The 15,669-nt window shown below is 57.9% G+C and carries 7 protein-coding genes; 6 read left to right on the top strand and 1 reads right to left on the bottom strand.

What is annotated here, in order from left to right:
• The first annotated feature begins 366 nt into the window (after positions 1–366).
• Positions 367–2,529, top strand: coding sequence for a PA14 domain-containing protein (locus J3U87_RS01960; RefSeq protein WP_237381341.1), 2,163 nt, complete (start codon positions 367–369; stop codon positions 2,527–2,529).
• A gap of 668 nt (positions 2,530–3,197) precedes the next feature.
• The gene (locus J3U87_RS01955) at positions 3,198–4,406 is read left to right on the top strand and encodes an alpha/beta hydrolase (protein ID WP_237381340.1); all 1,209 of its coding nucleotides are present in this window, start codon (positions 3,198–3,200) and stop codon (positions 4,404–4,406) included.
• A gap of 147 nt (positions 4,407–4,553) precedes the next feature.
• On the opposite strand, the gene J3U87_RS01950 is transcribed toward J3U87_RS01955, so the two are convergent.
• Positions 4,554–5,672, bottom strand: coding sequence for a serine/threonine-protein kinase (locus J3U87_RS01950; RefSeq protein ID WP_237381339.1), 1,119 nt, complete (start codon positions 5,670–5,672; stop codon positions 4,554–4,556).
• A 1,497-nt stretch (positions 5,673–7,169) separates the two neighbouring features.
• Between J3U87_RS01950 and J3U87_RS01945 the strand changes: the two genes are divergently transcribed.
• The 4 genes from J3U87_RS01945 to J3U87_RS01930 all read left to right on the top strand — a co-directional run bounded on the left by J3U87_RS01945 (position 7,170) and on the right by J3U87_RS01930 (position 15,248).
• Positions 7,170–10,367 (top strand): immunoglobulin domain-containing protein, encoded by a 3,198-nt coding sequence (locus J3U87_RS01945; protein WP_237381338.1) that lies wholly within the window; start codon positions 7,170–7,172, stop codon positions 10,365–10,367.
• Positions 10,368–11,302: 935 nt separating this feature from the next.
• Positions 11,303–11,872: a protein-S-isoprenylcysteine O-methyltransferase gene (locus J3U87_RS01940; protein ID WP_237381337.1), complete on the top strand. Its 570-nt coding sequence runs from the start codon at positions 11,303–11,305 to the stop codon at positions 11,870–11,872.
• 583 nt (positions 11,873–12,455) lie between these two features.
• Positions 12,456–14,111, top strand: a complete 1,656-nt coding sequence (locus J3U87_RS01935; protein WP_237381336.1) for a carboxylesterase/lipase family protein — start codon at positions 12,456–12,458, stop codon at positions 14,109–14,111.
• A gap of 318 nt (positions 14,112–14,429) precedes the next feature.
• The gene (locus tag J3U87_RS01930) at positions 14,430–15,248 is read left to right on the top strand and encodes a class I SAM-dependent methyltransferase (protein ID WP_237381335.1); all 819 of its coding nucleotides are present in this window, start codon (positions 14,430–14,432) and stop codon (positions 15,246–15,248) included.
• The last annotated feature ends 421 nt before the right edge of the window (positions 15,249–15,669 follow it).

The raw sequence follows: 15,669 nt of genomic DNA, 5'->3' as shown, positions 1-15,669 counted from the left end.
TGAGTTAAAATTCGCACCTCGCGTCACGAACTCCGCTTCACATGGAGGGGGATTCGGTTGAAGTGCGCGCAAACCCATAACCCCTGAAGCCGCAGAGGTCGACGACCAGGTAAAAATGACCTCGATCACCATTCGACTAACTCACTTAATCATATTGATAAAAATAACCATATAAACACAAAACTACACAATGTGATCTTTATCTTCTTCTCACACACGCACAAATACTTTTTATTAAGATTCAGACTTACTTGGTCGTCCTCCAACAATTGTGAGGTTCGATCCTCTGTTGGAACGCGAATCGGGCGCGTGAAAACGACCATATCACTCGGCGAAATTCTCGCCTATTTCAATAGGAGTTCAAACATGTCCTTGTTTGATCGTGCATCATTGCAGGTGCCAGGGACTCGAGAGGCCGCGGTTTTTTCCGCCGGCCGTCATTTCCATTTCTTCTACATGGGTTGCTTTCTCCTTCTCTCCATGATCCTTTCCACACCTGTGTTTGCACAAGGCTGCGGCGACATTCAGGATAAGTTTTGCGCAACCTATTACGGCAACCGCTTCCTGGCCGGTCAACCCCGGCTCGTCCGCGAAGAAGGTATCATCGATCACCACTGGGGTGCACTCAGCCCCGCATCGAACATCCCCAACGACGGTTTTTCGGCCGCCTACGACGGGCGTTTCTTTTTTGAATCCGGCATCTTCGAATTTGTCGCCGTTGCCGACGATGGCGTCAGGGTTTGGGTCGACGATCAGTTGATCATCGACGGTTGGAAGAACCAACCTCCTACCGAGTACCGCGCACAATTGGAGCTCACTCCCGGGTACCACCGGATCGAGATCGAGTACTACGAATATTGGGGAGACGCCACCCTGACGTTCCGCTGGGAACGGGTCGGCAGCGGCTCCGAATGCCCCAAAGGCCTGTTCTGCGGTGAATTTTTCCCCAACATGGAACTCAAGGAACCGGCGGTTCTGAATACGACCACCGAAAAGATCGACTATTTCTGGGGCGATACCTCTCCTGGCGCGGGTATCGGCAAAGATCGTTACTCCGCCCGCTGGCAGGGCCAGTTCGTATTCGAACCGGGCGTGCACACCTTCACGGCCACCGCCGACGACGGTGTCCGCGTCTGGGTCGGCGGCAATTTGGTCATCGACGCCTGGCGCGACCAGGCCGCCACGACCTACGAAGCCGACATCGACATTCCCGGCGCTTTGGAAACGGTGACGGTCGAGTATTTCGAGAACGGTTGGGATGCCGTGCTTCAAGTGGACTGGATTCGCACCGGTGATGGGAGCGATGGCTCCGACGGTGGCGATGGCGGCGACGGTTCCGATGGCAGTGACGACGGTTCCGACGGCGGTGACGGCGGCGATGGCTCCGATGGCGGCGATGGTTCCGACGGCAGTGACGACGGTTCCGACGGCGGCGATGGCTCCGACGGTGGCGACGGTTCCGATGGCAGTGACGACGGTTCCGACGGCGGTGACGGCGGCGATGGCTCCGACGGTGGCGACGGTTCCGATGGCAGTGACGACGGTTCCGACGGCGGCGATGGTTCCGACGGTGGTGACGGCGGCGATGGCTCCGACGGCAGTGACGACGGTTCCGACGGCGGCGACGGTTCCGACGGCAGTGACGACGGTTCCGACGGCGGCGATGGCTCCGACGGCAGTGACGACGGTTCCGACGGCGGCGACGGTTCCGACGGTGGTGACGGCGGCGACGGCTCCGACGGCGGCGCCTGCATCGAGACCGCCGGCCAGGTCCGCGGCATCTACCACATCGGCCACAGCCTGGTGAACGACCACATGCCGTTCATTCTCGACAAACTCGCCAAGGACGCCGGTCACAACCACGATGGCAGCTACCAGTACATCAACGGCTCCCCCCTCAAATGGAACTGGAGCCATCCTGGCGGCGGGGGCGGCACCAACTACGCCACCGAGCTTCCCTCCGGGAAATACGACACGCTGGTGCTCACCGAAGCCCTCCCGATCGAAACCCACGTCCAATGGAACGAAACCGACGTCTATTGCAGCCGCTTCTACGGCGAAATCCTCAAGGGCGATCCCAGCGCCACGCTGTACATCTATCAAACCTGGCCGGAAATGACGACTGGCGATTGGTACAACGCGGTCAACCAGAAGCTGCTCGTCTGGGAAGGTATCGCCGATGACGTGCAGGCGGCGCGTCCCCATCAGGGACCGGTTCACCTCGTGCCCGCCGGTCTGGCGGTGGCGGAATTGCGCCGGCGGATCGATGCCGGCCAGGTACCGGGCGTCTCCAATCTCAAGGCCAACATGATGGTCGACAACATTCACATGAACGGTTGGGGTAACTACTTCGTCGCCCTGGTTCACTACGCCACCATCTACCAGAGCTGCCCGGTCGGCTTGACCAGCCGCATGGACGGCATCTGGGGTGAGCGTGACTGGATCGACATCCCACCCGAAACCGCACGGGTCCTTCAGCAAATCGCGTGGGACGTCGTGGTCAACTACGAACGTTCCGGCGTGAAGTGATCACCCGGCACGATCGCCAAGACTCGGACTCCCCGCCCGCGGAGGTATCGGGAGCCGAGTCCCCCTCCCCTTCCGCATGCACGATATCCATCGTCATTGGCATCAAGCGGGGAGACGCCCTATCGCCCACATGAGGCACCCTGCTTTACCTCGCTTTTCGCCCGTCCCTCACATACCAACACCCTGACTTGGCGGACAGGGTTCGAAAGGGACGGACGGGGACACCACCCAGAAAACACAAAGGTGTCCCAAACTCCGGTGGAACCGGGGTCTCGACTCATCACTTATAGGTGAGCACCCCGGTTCCCTTCTTTTTCGCCACACTCGGCCTCGAATCTCGGTGATCGCCACACCGGATCGAGGTCCCGGTCCACGCTGCTTCGGCCGTGCAAACGGGCTTCCGGGAACGCGTCCGGCGCGGCACCCCACAGGGGTTGGCGTTCCCAGCAAAAACGGTGAGGTGGGCGCCGGGACCATCCGTAAAAAACATGGTAGGATGCGATCTTTAACGTTTGGTTCGCGATCAGTCCCCGCCTCTCGCCATGGGCGCGACCCGAGCGGTCTCCGACGGCCCGCTCCGACCGCAACGCACGGCTTCTCTGGCCGGCCTCGATGGAATCGACGGCCGCGGGCGCTGATCCCGAAACCCTATTCTCGGGAGCACACGCATGGGTCATCATCGATCTCTCATCTCGCTGGGCTTGCTCGCCCTGTTGTTTTTCATCCCGGTCGCGGAAAGTCGGGCCGGAAAAAAGGTGCCTGAAAAGTTCAGCCAACTCCTGGTGCAAACCAAGGACATGAAACCCCGCAAAGCGCGCAAACTCATCCGCAAATACCTGCGCCGCCAGGGCGGCAACCCCATCGTCGAAGGCGATACGGCCTTCTTCCTCGCCGAGTCGCGCAAGGGCCCCGCACCGCGCCTGCTCGGCGATTTCAACGGCTTTGGCCGCACCGAAAAAGGCATGGATCCCGCCATCGGTGCCATGACCCGCATCGGCGAGAGCGGCTGGTTCTTCCGTCACCAGAAGCTGGAAAAGGACGCCTGGGTTCGCTACCAATTCGCCATCGGCGACCGCGTCTTCAACGATCCCCACGGGAAGCGCACCCTGCAGGGATTCGGCAAACCTTATTCGGCCATCGCCATGCCCGACGCGCCTTCCCCACTCGACCTGAAGACGGGCATCAAGGGACCTGGCGGGAAAATGGTCAGCGGCGAAGTGGCGAGCAAGCACATGGGCGAAACGCGCAAGGTGCAGATCTACCTACCACCGGGTTACGACGAGGACTTCGATACCAAATACCCCAGCATTTATTTCGGAGACGGTTCGGGTTACCTGGAAATGGGCAGGGCCAAGGAGATCTTGGACTACGCCATCACCAACGACCTCTGCCAACCGGTGATCGGCGTCTTCACCGACCCCGGCGATCGCCGCAAGGAATACCGCGGCGATCCCGCCTACCGGGCCTTCGTCACCAAGGAATTGCTTCGCTATGTGAACTACACCTATCGCGTCAAGCTTCGCGGTGAATATCGCGCCATTTTCGGCGGATCGCGGGGCGGGCTCAGGGCGTTGGACATGGCCCTCCACCACCCTCGAGAGTTCGGTTTCTGCGGCGCTTTCGCTCCGGCGCTGACACCCACGAACCTGATCGAGAAATACGCCAAGACGCCGACCCGCAGGGTGAAGATCTTCATGCTCGGCGGGCTCTACGATCTCCGGTGGTACCCCGACGCACTGGAAATGCGCGACACCCTGAAGGCCAAGAAATACGACTTCATCTATCGAGATTATCCCAGCGGCCATTTCATGGAAGCCTGGAATCTCTACCTGCCCCAAATGTTGGCGGAATTCTTTCCACCGGAAAAACAAACATAAAAAAACCCGAGCCTCGTGAGAGGACCCGGGTTCGTTTCGGCCCACAGTTAAGCGACCGAAAAGCGTGACACCGCGCAACATTTGTCACAAGGTGCCATTTATTGTCATTTTTTAGGTAGCAGACCCCTCCCCGCGAGGACGGGGTCTCTACCACTGCACGAGTCGATCGCGGTGGAGCACCACCCGATTCAACCACGCCACGACCGCTGCGAAACCCTGCGCACCGGCCAACTTTCCATCGGACAGCGATCGCACCTCGTGCGCCATCTCTGCGGCGGAGGACATGCGGTGATTGGGATCGATGACCAGGGCCCGCATGTTCGCCTGTCCTAATCGACCACCCATAATCCGTTGAAAACGAGCGGCATCGAGCCCTCGTTCGAACGCTATCAAGGCCAACTCGGCATGAGTCATCCGTTGGAGACGTCGCGCGGGTGGGCAGATGGGACGCATGAACATTTCGCGAATTCGACGATACAGCGGCAGTCGCGCCAGGCGTTCTGTATCGTAGGGCAAGGCACCGACCAGCAATTCGTAGAGGACCAGGCCCAGGGAAAAGACATCGGCCCGCCCATCCATGGGGCGATCGACGAAACCGACTTGTTCCGGACTGGCGTATCCCGGCGTGCCTACGATCCCGCCGTCCTGGGTCAAACCGTCCTCTTCGAGTTCGTCGATCAGTTTGGTGACGCCGAAGTCGATCAGCTTGGCCTGCGGGCCCAAGTCGGTTTCGCACACCAAGATGTTCGAGGGTTTGATGTCACGGTGAAGCACCTTGGCGGCGTGAGCATGGGCCACGGCTTCGGCGACCTGGGCGAACAGCCGGAGGCGCCCTTCCAGGCCGAGCCGTTCTTCGCGGGCGTACTCCAACAAGGGCACGCCATCGACCAACTCCATCACCAGGTAGGGCTCCCAATCGGCGCTGTACCCCACTTCCGTGAAGCCGGCGATGTTGGGGTGAGACAGCCGGGCGAGCGCCTTCGCTTCACGCTCGAAGCGCCGGAAGAGCAACCGCGCGTTGCTGTTGCCGCGAATGACCTTCAGTGCGTAGTGTCGCGGCGTTGCACCGTCCTCGGAAACGCGGCGCACCTTGAAGACCGACCCCATGCCGCCGCGGCCCAAAACGGAAACCACACGGTAGGGTCCAATGTTGTTCGAGGTCGAATGGGCATCGCAGCCGAGCTCTGCCGGCAGCCGACGCGTGACAATCGGTGGGGAGATGAAGGTGTTTTCGATTTCCGTGGTCAAGGACATGATGGCACTCACATTGGGTTCCTGAAGGAAAGTTGCCGCAAGTGGGCGGCTATATTCTTAAAGGCGCAAAGATGACTATTTTTCATCAAGCAAATCTGAAGAAAAATGGAATGATTCACGATCTTGTTCATGAAAATTCCCACTATTGAGAAAAATTCCGCGAACCAATGAATACTTCCATACATTCTGTCAACCTATAAAACCCAGCTAAGAAACGATTAAATATCACATGAAACAAATCATTCGCTGTCATTTTGACGAGCGCTCGAGCTGCAATCAAAATGCCACTTCGACGGTATCGGCAAGCCCACGAGAAAGAGATCGAACAAGGCACGATCGTCACCTGCAATGGCAACAAATCGTCACTTCCGCGGGCAACATCCCTCGATGTCCGATAACATCCTTCGTTGCAACATTTACACATCCTCAGCATCCTTTGGATCGCGAGGTGAGGCCACCGTTTACCACGCTGTTTGCCAGGTCGCCCCAAAACCGGCCAAATGTGCCGGACGGGGTCGTTCCCCCGGAATCCTAGATACTTTTCTCAGATACTAGAATGCACGGGTGGTATGGGCCATGGCGCCTGCTTTGGCTGGGGGAGGTTTTTCGAACGAAGAAGGACGCGGTAGGCATGAAGGCCAAGTCACCGAGTCAAACGCGGATTGACGGTGCGGTCCCGCGGCTCGGTAAGGCCGACCGTACGTCGGCACGTCCCCTGTAACCCACTGATTCACGGCGAGATCGATTAGAAAAAGGACAAACGTTCGGGTCTGCTGATCTAGATCACAAAACGCCTGTCAAGCGAAAAAACTCGTTGTCAAAAAAACCGACCAGGGGTAACTTTGCAAGTGGATCAAGACAAGCGAATTCCTCGATGCACGTCACTTCCAATTCCAAACCTCTTTTCACTTGGGCTCCCCGCCCGTCCGACCCTCAAATCGTCGGTGCGCGTTCCTGATCGCCACCGGGAATATGGAAAGATCCTCACAGAAGAGGAAAAGGTAGAAGCCCTCCCGCGATAACCCATTCGCACTCGAGGACACCTTTTCCAGAATGCCCATACCGCGATTCGTTCCTCGTGAGTTCCGAACGCTCCGGGTTTTTCCGCTCATTCGGCCATTGCGCGCCGGGCCCCGCTGTGCGTGCCAATGTCACATGTTCGAAAAGACTTGGTGAATAGAACTTTCATGTGATGGCCCTCATCTTCCCAGCTTTTGCACTCCTTCATAGTGTGCAGGGTCTCGCGAAATACGACCGAGGCTGCGTGCTCAGCTTCCCAACCGCTGACCGACGATCCCCATCTCCCGGCGCCCCTCGTAAGCCACCCGCGACCAATGCGCTTGTCGACCGAAACGGCGCCACCCGATTCTCGAATCATCGCGTGCATTCATAGTATCGGGATCGGCCACCCGAGGCCCCGATCGATGTGGCCTTCGCCACCGGCCCGTTCGGGTGGATCAAGGGAGACATCGTCGCTTCTGGATGGACATAAGGAAAGGATTTGCTTTCATGGGTTTTCAAGGTTTTCTGCGCATGAGTTCCCTCTCGCTTTTCATGTGGACGAGTGGTCTCTTCCTCTCGGCCCAGACGGATGCGAACTTGGACAACGTTCGCTCCCCGCTCGGCATCAATCTCAATTATCTGACTTACTGGTCCCACGAGTGGACCTTGATCGACGTGATGAAAACCTCCGGCGGCTGGTTCACCCAGACCTGGTCCGATTGGGATACCGGGGAACAAGCGCACCTGGATTTGGATCCGCACGGCTGGCCGCGGTCGCTGCCGGCCGACAACGACAACAGCGTGCGTTACCGCTGGGTGGGTGCCCTGTTCCAAGCCAACCAGGGCGGCACCTATCCGGGCGGGCGCTACGTGGTGCTCTACGACGGCGAGGGCACGTTGGAATTTCAAGGCGATGCGATCAAGAACCAGGCGTTGTCCAGCCCTGGCCGGGACATCATCGACGTCACCCCCAGCGATGGCGGGTTCATCATGCGCATTACCGCCACGGACCCCAACGGCAACGGCAATTACATGCGCAACATCCGCGTCATCGTGCCGGGCGGCATCTGCAATGGCGACCCCTTCGCCTTCCACGCGACCGCTTCCACCTGTGACGGCACCTTCACCCCGTTCGAAGACATCTACGAGAGCCAGCGCTTCCATCCGGTCTTCCTGCAGGACCTGCGCAAGTTCCGCGTGCTGCGTTTCATGATCTTCATGCAAATGAACAACAACGACGTCAAAACCTGGGCCGATCGCACCGAACTCGAAGACGTGCGCTGGAGTTCGTGGGAAATGGGTCCGCCCCCGGAGCTGACGATCGAATTGGCCAACATGTTGGGCGCCGATCCCTGGGTCAACATGCCCCACCAGGCCGACGACGACTACATCCGCCAATTCGCGGCCCTGGCGCGCGCCAACCTGCGCGACGACCTGAAAATCTACGTGGAATACTCCAACGAGGTGTGGAACGGCGCCTTCCTCCAGGGCAACTGGGTGCAGGCCCAAGGCGAAGCCCTGTTCTCCAACAGCAATGCCGACGGTTTTTCGAAGCGCTTGAACTGGCACGGCAAACGGACCAGCGAGGTCGCCGCCATCTGGAAAGACGAGTGGGGCACCCAACGGGACCGCGTCGTCGCGGTCGCCGGCGGTTTCCACGAGGCGGTCACCGTCAGCGAAATCATTCTGGACTGTCCCCTGTGGGCGGAGATGAACGGCGGCACACCCTGCCACGAGAATATCGACGCTCTGGCCATCGCACCGTACATCGGCGGATACCTTGGCGTCGAAGGCCACCAAAGCCGCGTGGAAACCTGGTTGAACGAGGCGGACGGCGGCTTGAACACCCTGTTCCGCGAATTCACCGAAGGCGGCCCGCTCTACGATCCGACCCACTTCCCCGAATGGGCACGGGCCCCCGAACACGGCGCCCTGGCCAGCGCCTACGAACACATGAGCACCCTTTCCGCCGTGTGCCAGCAACGCAACATCGACATGATCGGTTACGAATCGGGTCAGCACCTGGTGGGCGTGGGTCCGGTCTTTTCCCACCTGGGTATTCGCGATTTGTTCCACCGCGCCAACCGCGACCCGCGCATGGGTGACCTCTACGGGCCCTATTTCCGCGAATGGTTCGCCCGCGGCGGTAAGGTGATTTGTCACTTCAGTTACGTGGAACCCCAGGGACAGTTCGGCAGTTTCGGTTCCAAGTTCCATCAAACCCAGCAGGATTCGCCGAAGTTCAACGCGTTGATCGACTTCATCGACAACAACCCGTGCGACTGGGAAGATTGCGAACGGCCGGTGTTGGACTTGGCGATTCAGCAACAGCCCGCCCCTCAATCCCTGTGTCCGGGTCAGAACGCGACCTTCAGTGTGGTCGCCATCGGCACCGACCGCCAATACCAATGGTATCGCAACGGGTCGCCAATCAGCGGCGCGACCTCCGAAACGCTGGTGCTCACCAATCCCGGCCAGGGAGATCTGGGGAGCTATCACTGCCGGGTGTACAACGACTTCCAGGAAGTCCTGAGTGAGACCGCGCAGTTGAACATCGCCCAAACGGTCAGTATCGACATTCAACCCGTCGGCGAAGTGCTGTGCAGCGGCGACGCGACCACCCTGTCGGTCAGCGCCGGCGGCAGCGCGCCCACGTACCAGTGGTATCGCAACGGCGCCGCCATTCAGGGCGCGACCGCGGCGGACCTGAACCTGACCAACACCTCGGTGGCCAGCTCGGGAACCTACCATTGCGTCGTCGCCAACGATTGCGGTTCCGTCACTTCCAACCAGGTCGCGGTGACCGTCTTCAATGCTGTCGCCATCAGCGGTCAGCCCACCAGCATCGAGCGCTGTTCCGGCGGCAGCTACATCTTCCAGGTGAACGCGACCGGCTCCAGCCTCGGTTACCAATGGCGCAAGAACGGCCAGCCGATCCCCAGCGCCACCGGTGCCACCTACGTTCTCGGCAATCTCGCGGTGGCCGATTCGGGCACATTCGACTGCGTGGTCTCGAACGGCTGCAGCGCCGCAACCTCCGCAACCCATACACTCTCGGTCATGGATGGGACGTTGAGCATCGAAACGGCCACCGGAGGCGGCGCTTTCTGTGTCGGCGACGGCACCACGCTCCAGGTAGGAGCAAGCGGCGCGGACCTCCGTTACCAATGGCTCAAAAACGATGTCGCCCTGAGCGGCGCCACGGCGAATCAGTTGGTTCTGGACGGCTTGGACAGCTTGGATCAGGCCAACTATACCTGCCAGGTCAGTAACGACTGCGGATCGGTTACTTCCAACGCGATCGCCGTCCAGGTTTCCCAACTGGGCATTCGCCACACCTCACGCCACACGGTTCAAGGGTTGGCACCGCTGCGACTCACCGCGGAATCCAATTGCGGCGGCACCCTGGAGTGGTACCGCGACAACCTGTTGGTGGGCAACGGCTCGAGTCTCCAACTGGGTGAGGTTTTGACCGAAACCACCGTCTTCCGCATTCGCGCCACCCACAACGGCGACGAGGAGAGCGTGAACTTCGTGGTGCTGGTCCATCCCGAGACCCGCGATCCCAACGGCGACGGCAGCAACAGCATGGCCGACCTCCACTTCGCCGCGGCCCAATGGGGACAGGTCGATCCCACCTTGGACGCGGACGGAGATCGCACGGTGTCCGTCACCGACCTGATGTATATCCACACCGGGGAATGATTCCGGAATCGATACCCGCACTTCTTCGGCAATCTAACGGCGCTCGCCCTCGGCGGGCGCCTTTTTTTGTTTGGACTCATGCTTACGGGGCGATAAACCCGCCCAAGGAACTTCTCGAAGTGATCCACGCATGGCGTACTCGCATTCCCCGAGGGGCGGAGCTGCAGCAGGTGGAGCAGCTTGCTCCACCAATCGAAGCGAAGTCTGCTTCGTCGAATTTTTGGGACAAAGAGCGAAGCCATGGCTTCCCCCGTGAAGGCAATGCCAAGTGCCCATTCTCTCGAACACTATAGTGGACCCCATTGTCTAGACCAAAAGGTGCCAAACTTAAGCTTCGGTGGCGTGGTACACCTCGGAGGGTTTCTGGTTGCCGAGCGATTTCGGCGGTATTGCCAGGAAATACCCAACTTCGAACCGGGAACCCTTCACGAGTCCAGTCTTTTACTTCGCGGCGGTCTATACACAAAGAAACGTATATTGCGTAAATTTGTAAAAAATAAAAATTAAATGAAATAATAAATAACTTAAATAAAATAAATATTGAACCAGCTACCCATCGGACTCACCCTACCGCCAAGGCTCCCAATTATGCCTGTCCCACACAAATATCAAGCAAAAGGAGCCGCCTCGAGGAATTCCGTACCGCCAGGCATGAATCCTCCACCATTCAATCACCCATCTTAAACGCCTGCATTCATTAGAAATATCGTGATCAATCATGTTTTTGTAACATATAGCACGAGCAATCTTTCTTGTTTTTTACGCAGTATGTTAAAATAACCTAGACCTTAGCTCTAACCCACAAACGACTATTAGCAATATCTTCGCATTAACCTCAAGTTACGATTACGATTGCCCTGTCGCATCAGTTCACAGCGTTTCTCTACCGACACCCTTACCTTCATACAGGCCCAATTAAAGGCCAGGGAGGTCCCGTGATTTCCTTTTTCGAATGGTCCTACCTTGCGGGTTTCGTTATCGGCTCGGCTGTTCGCGCTCGCTTTACCACCGGTCGTCGTTCGCAGTCGCCACCCAAAAAAGACCCGTTACTGGTCCTGCCGACCCTCGGAATGGTTCTGATCCCATTGACCTATTTGCTTACACCCTGGTTTGCCTTTGCCGACTACACCTTGCCGATTTGGCTGCAAGCGCTCGGACTACCAATTTTTGCCTGGGCCATTTGGTTGCTCTATCGTTCCCATGCCGATCTCGGGCAAAACTGGCACATCGATACGGAAGTGGCGCAATCCTCACACTTGGTTACCGAAGGCGTCTACCGCCGCACCCGGCACCCGATGTATGCAGCCCATTGGCTCTGGGCCTTGGCGCAAGGGCTTCTTCTCGGCAATTGGTTCGCCGGATGGAGCATGTTTATCTTGTTTATTCCCTTTTACTTCGTGCGAGTTAAAAAAGAAGAACAAATCCTCCTTGGACACTTTGGCACTCAATACAAAAACTACATTTCGCAAACAGGCAGCATCCTTCCTAAATTTAAAGCACATTAATTCCCAGGGAATTCCACGAAACACACAGAATCAAAAAAATAACAACTCCCAAAACCAAGAAAAATTACAACGAATTCGACCTTCAGAATCTCTCGAACCAAGTCCTTGCCCTTTCCCTTTTCCGATCGAATGCAGGACCTTCACAGCTCCCCATGCCGGCGGCGTTCAACGATTTTAGCCGGATATAGGCCTGAGCCTGACTGGGCGACGGTCGACAGAGAGGTATGGTCAATCGCTAGATTCAATATCGCTTCAAAAAGAACGGCCATCCCAAAGGTTCATCCGGATCTTTTCGAAACACCATATGGTTCAGATGGTTACACAGAATTGCATTTCAACCCCACCGCCCTGGACACGGGGCCTCTTTCTCGAATCTCAGGACCTCGATGTTACCGATCCTATTGCCATAGTCCTCTTGTGTTACGCGCCGTGTGTTGGAAAGAACCCATCAGGCGGCGCCCATTACTGCGCGTTCAGATAGGTCCTTCCCCCAAATTCCGATAATGGAGCCCAAATTGGATACGCCTAGCGCAGCCGTCTATCTCATTCCTGTTTCAATGTATATCCCTTCTGGAGAACGTTTATGCTTCCTACCAAACTCCTCATCCCCATAGGTTTAACCCTTTCATCGCTTTTTGCCTTCCAAGGTCCCGGTACAACCGATCACAAGCAAAACGGCGCTACCGAAACCGTTGTCACCGGCAGTGGAGAGGTTTGCGGCATCCATCTCACAACGGCCGAGAACCATTCCGTCGAAGCCTTCCTCGGCATTCCCTACGCCGATGCCGAACGATGGGCGGCGCCCACCCCGAAATCACCCTGGAGCGAAACCTTCCAGGCGTCGTCATACGGTCCGGCCTGCCCTCAATTCGTGCCGCCAATTCCCGGCGCCGAATTTCCCATTAGCGAAGATTGCCTGAGCCTCAACATCTGGAGACCGGCCCAGGGCGAGAATCAGGACCTGCCGGTCATGGTGTTTCTCCACGGCGGCGCATACGTCATCGGCTCCAACCGGCAAGCCGTCTATGACGGTGCCAACCTCGCCGGCAGCCAGGATGTGATCGTGGTCGTGCCCAACTACCGGCTCGGTTCCTTCGGGTTCTTATACGGCTCAGGAGCCGCCGGAAATTACGGCCTGATGGACCAACAAGCGGCCCTCCAATGGGTGCGCGACAATATCGCCGCTTTTGGCGGCGATCCCCACAACATCACCCTTTTCGGTGAAAGCGCGGGTGCGGGTATGGTGGCGATGCATCTCGCCGGGGCGCCATCGAGCCAGGCGCTATTTGATCGCGCCATTCTACAAAGCAACCCCTTTCCCATTCAGCCGCAATCGACGTTTCAAGCGCGCTGGATTACGCGCCTCTTCCTGTATTCGCTGAACTGTTCCGATCTCGATTGCGCGCGCCAAATGCCGATGGAAGCGATCATCGCGGCCCAATCCAACCCCGCCCTCGGTCGCCCGTTGCAGTTCGACGGTTTCGCCAGCCAGTTCATTTGGTCGCCTTTGGTCGACGATGACCTGGTGACTCGGGAGCCGTGGTCGGCACTCCATGAAGACGGCAGTCCCGTCCCCTTGATCCTCGGTTTCACCCGCGATGAGGGTGCCAACCTGGTGACGCCTTATGTTTTCGCTTACGGCGACGCGCAAGGTCAAATCAACTATCCCACTTATGTCACCTTGCTCTTCCACTTTTTTGGCAGGAAAGCACGCGCCGTGCTGCATCAATACCCGGGCGATCCACTCGGCGACAACACGGCCGCCCTCGCCCAAATTCATACGGATTACCTGTTTCGCTGCAGCGCACGCGCGCTGGCCGGCACATTGGAAGAAACCTATACCTATGTATTCGGCGAGCCCTCTTCCTTTTTCGTGTTCGGGGGACCCGAATGCTTCGACCTCGCTTGCCACGGCGACGACCTGCCGTTCACTTTCCAAACCGCCGCCAACCTGGGCGTGCCCTTTAGTGAGGCCCAAAAAGCGGTCTCCCAAGCAATGCAAACCTATTGGGCCCAATTCGCGGCAAACGGAACGCCCGGCGGCATCGTCGACGATCCGGTGCTGCCGTTATGGTTACCGTTTCTCGACGGTCAAACCTGGCTCCAACTCGAAACACCACGGGCCATTCTCCAAGCACCGTTCACCGACACGTGCCAATTTTGGGATGGTATCGGTTACGACATCAATCACTACCCCTCACTGCCACTCAAAACATCCATACCCAGGACACCCTGGTGAGGCCTCATTCGGAGCACCTCACTTGCGTGCCGCTTTAGGGTCGCGAATGACCCACCGATTGCGATCGGCGTCGACCCGGGCATTCGCTCGGCTTGAAGAAAAGCCACATGCCGCAACAGCGGTCATCGCCCGCCCTGCAGCCCTACAAGAAAATCAGGTCAGCACACAGCGAACACAGAACAGGACTCGGTCTTCGCGGATGCCGCGACGCGCCAGGTCATCACCCAAGCTGTTTCCTTACAAGGGTTTTTGTTATAGCGACGATGATTTAGCACCAGGTTGTGACGCTGTGGCAGGTAATGGTTTAGGAGTACCCCCATGCGAGAAGATTCTTATGTGATCAGCACAGTCGCCCGTGAATTGAATGCGGAAATCGATCGGCTGGCCGCGCAGGTCGATCTGTTTTGGGAACAGGAAGCTGCCTTTCACACCAAGGCCGGACTCGATGAAGCGCTCAGTTTGGTCGAATTCGGCAGCGGACCCGGTTACTATTCGGCCCGGCTCATGGAACGATTTCCCGATCTAAACCTGACCTGCATTGAAATCGACAAAGTACTTACCGACCACGCCGAGGCCATGTTGGCCCAATGCGGCTTCAACCAGGTCCAGGTCCGTACCGACTCAATCACCGCGAACCGTCTACCGGATCTAAGCTACGACGCCAGCTTGGCCCGCTTGCTGATCGAGCACCTGGCAGATCCGTTAGAGGGCTTGCAGGAAATGCAGCGCATCCTTAAACCGAACGGGTTAGCAATTGTCATCGACAACGATTTTTCGCTGCATACCTTAACCTACCCGGAAATCCCGGAGTTGGCGGAGCTCTTCGAAGCATATTGCGCTTCGCGGCGCTCTCAGGGAGGATCGCCGCGAATCGGACGCCGGTTACCTAACTTGCTGGAAGAAGCGGGCTTCGTCGATATTCATTTCGACATCGTGGTCGCGCATAACGCGCTAACCGGTGATGACATCTTCCTGGCCTCGGAAGGCGTCGGCATTCCGGCCAAACTCGTGGAAGAAGGCTATTTATGCAGTAAAACGCTGGCCACGATTTCTCGTAAATGGCGCGACATGTTACAAAGCCGTCCCCACACCATCATGCGCAAATTGTGCATTGCTTCGGGACGAAAACCCGAATAACCGGCTGCGTTCACCAACGGTCGCTCGAACGCCTTACAGGATCGCGCACCACGGAGCAGACGTTCACGAAACCCGCCCTCTTTCTCGACCTCGCAACCATGACCGAATCCCTTCGCACGCGCTGTTCGACGACGCAGGGACCCACGCGTCCAACAGATCGCCGGCCCGTCGTGCACCGACTCATCCATCGGAGAAAGGGCGGCGGCAACGCATCGTTGCCAAGGGTGGCCACAACCCCGGCACACTTAAAACCGCACGAAGTATCTCAATCGATGAGACTTAGACCAAAATTTTTCATGGAAAGCCGTGCAGCACCGCCTTCCCAACCTTGCGGGAACTTTGTGCGATCGGCAAGAAGCCAAACAGCCCCAGACACCTACGTCGATTACTTTCTCTTCCCAACGATGCCTATTTCGTTCAT

It is taken from the genome of Sulfidibacter corallicola (assembly GCF_017498545.1).
Taxonomy (GTDB): domain Bacteria; phylum Acidobacteriota; class Holophagae; order Acanthopleuribacterales; family Acanthopleuribacteraceae; genus Sulfidibacter; species Sulfidibacter corallicola.
Note: the sequence above shows the minus strand (reverse complement) of the source record. Positions and strands in the feature narration are given on the sequence as shown.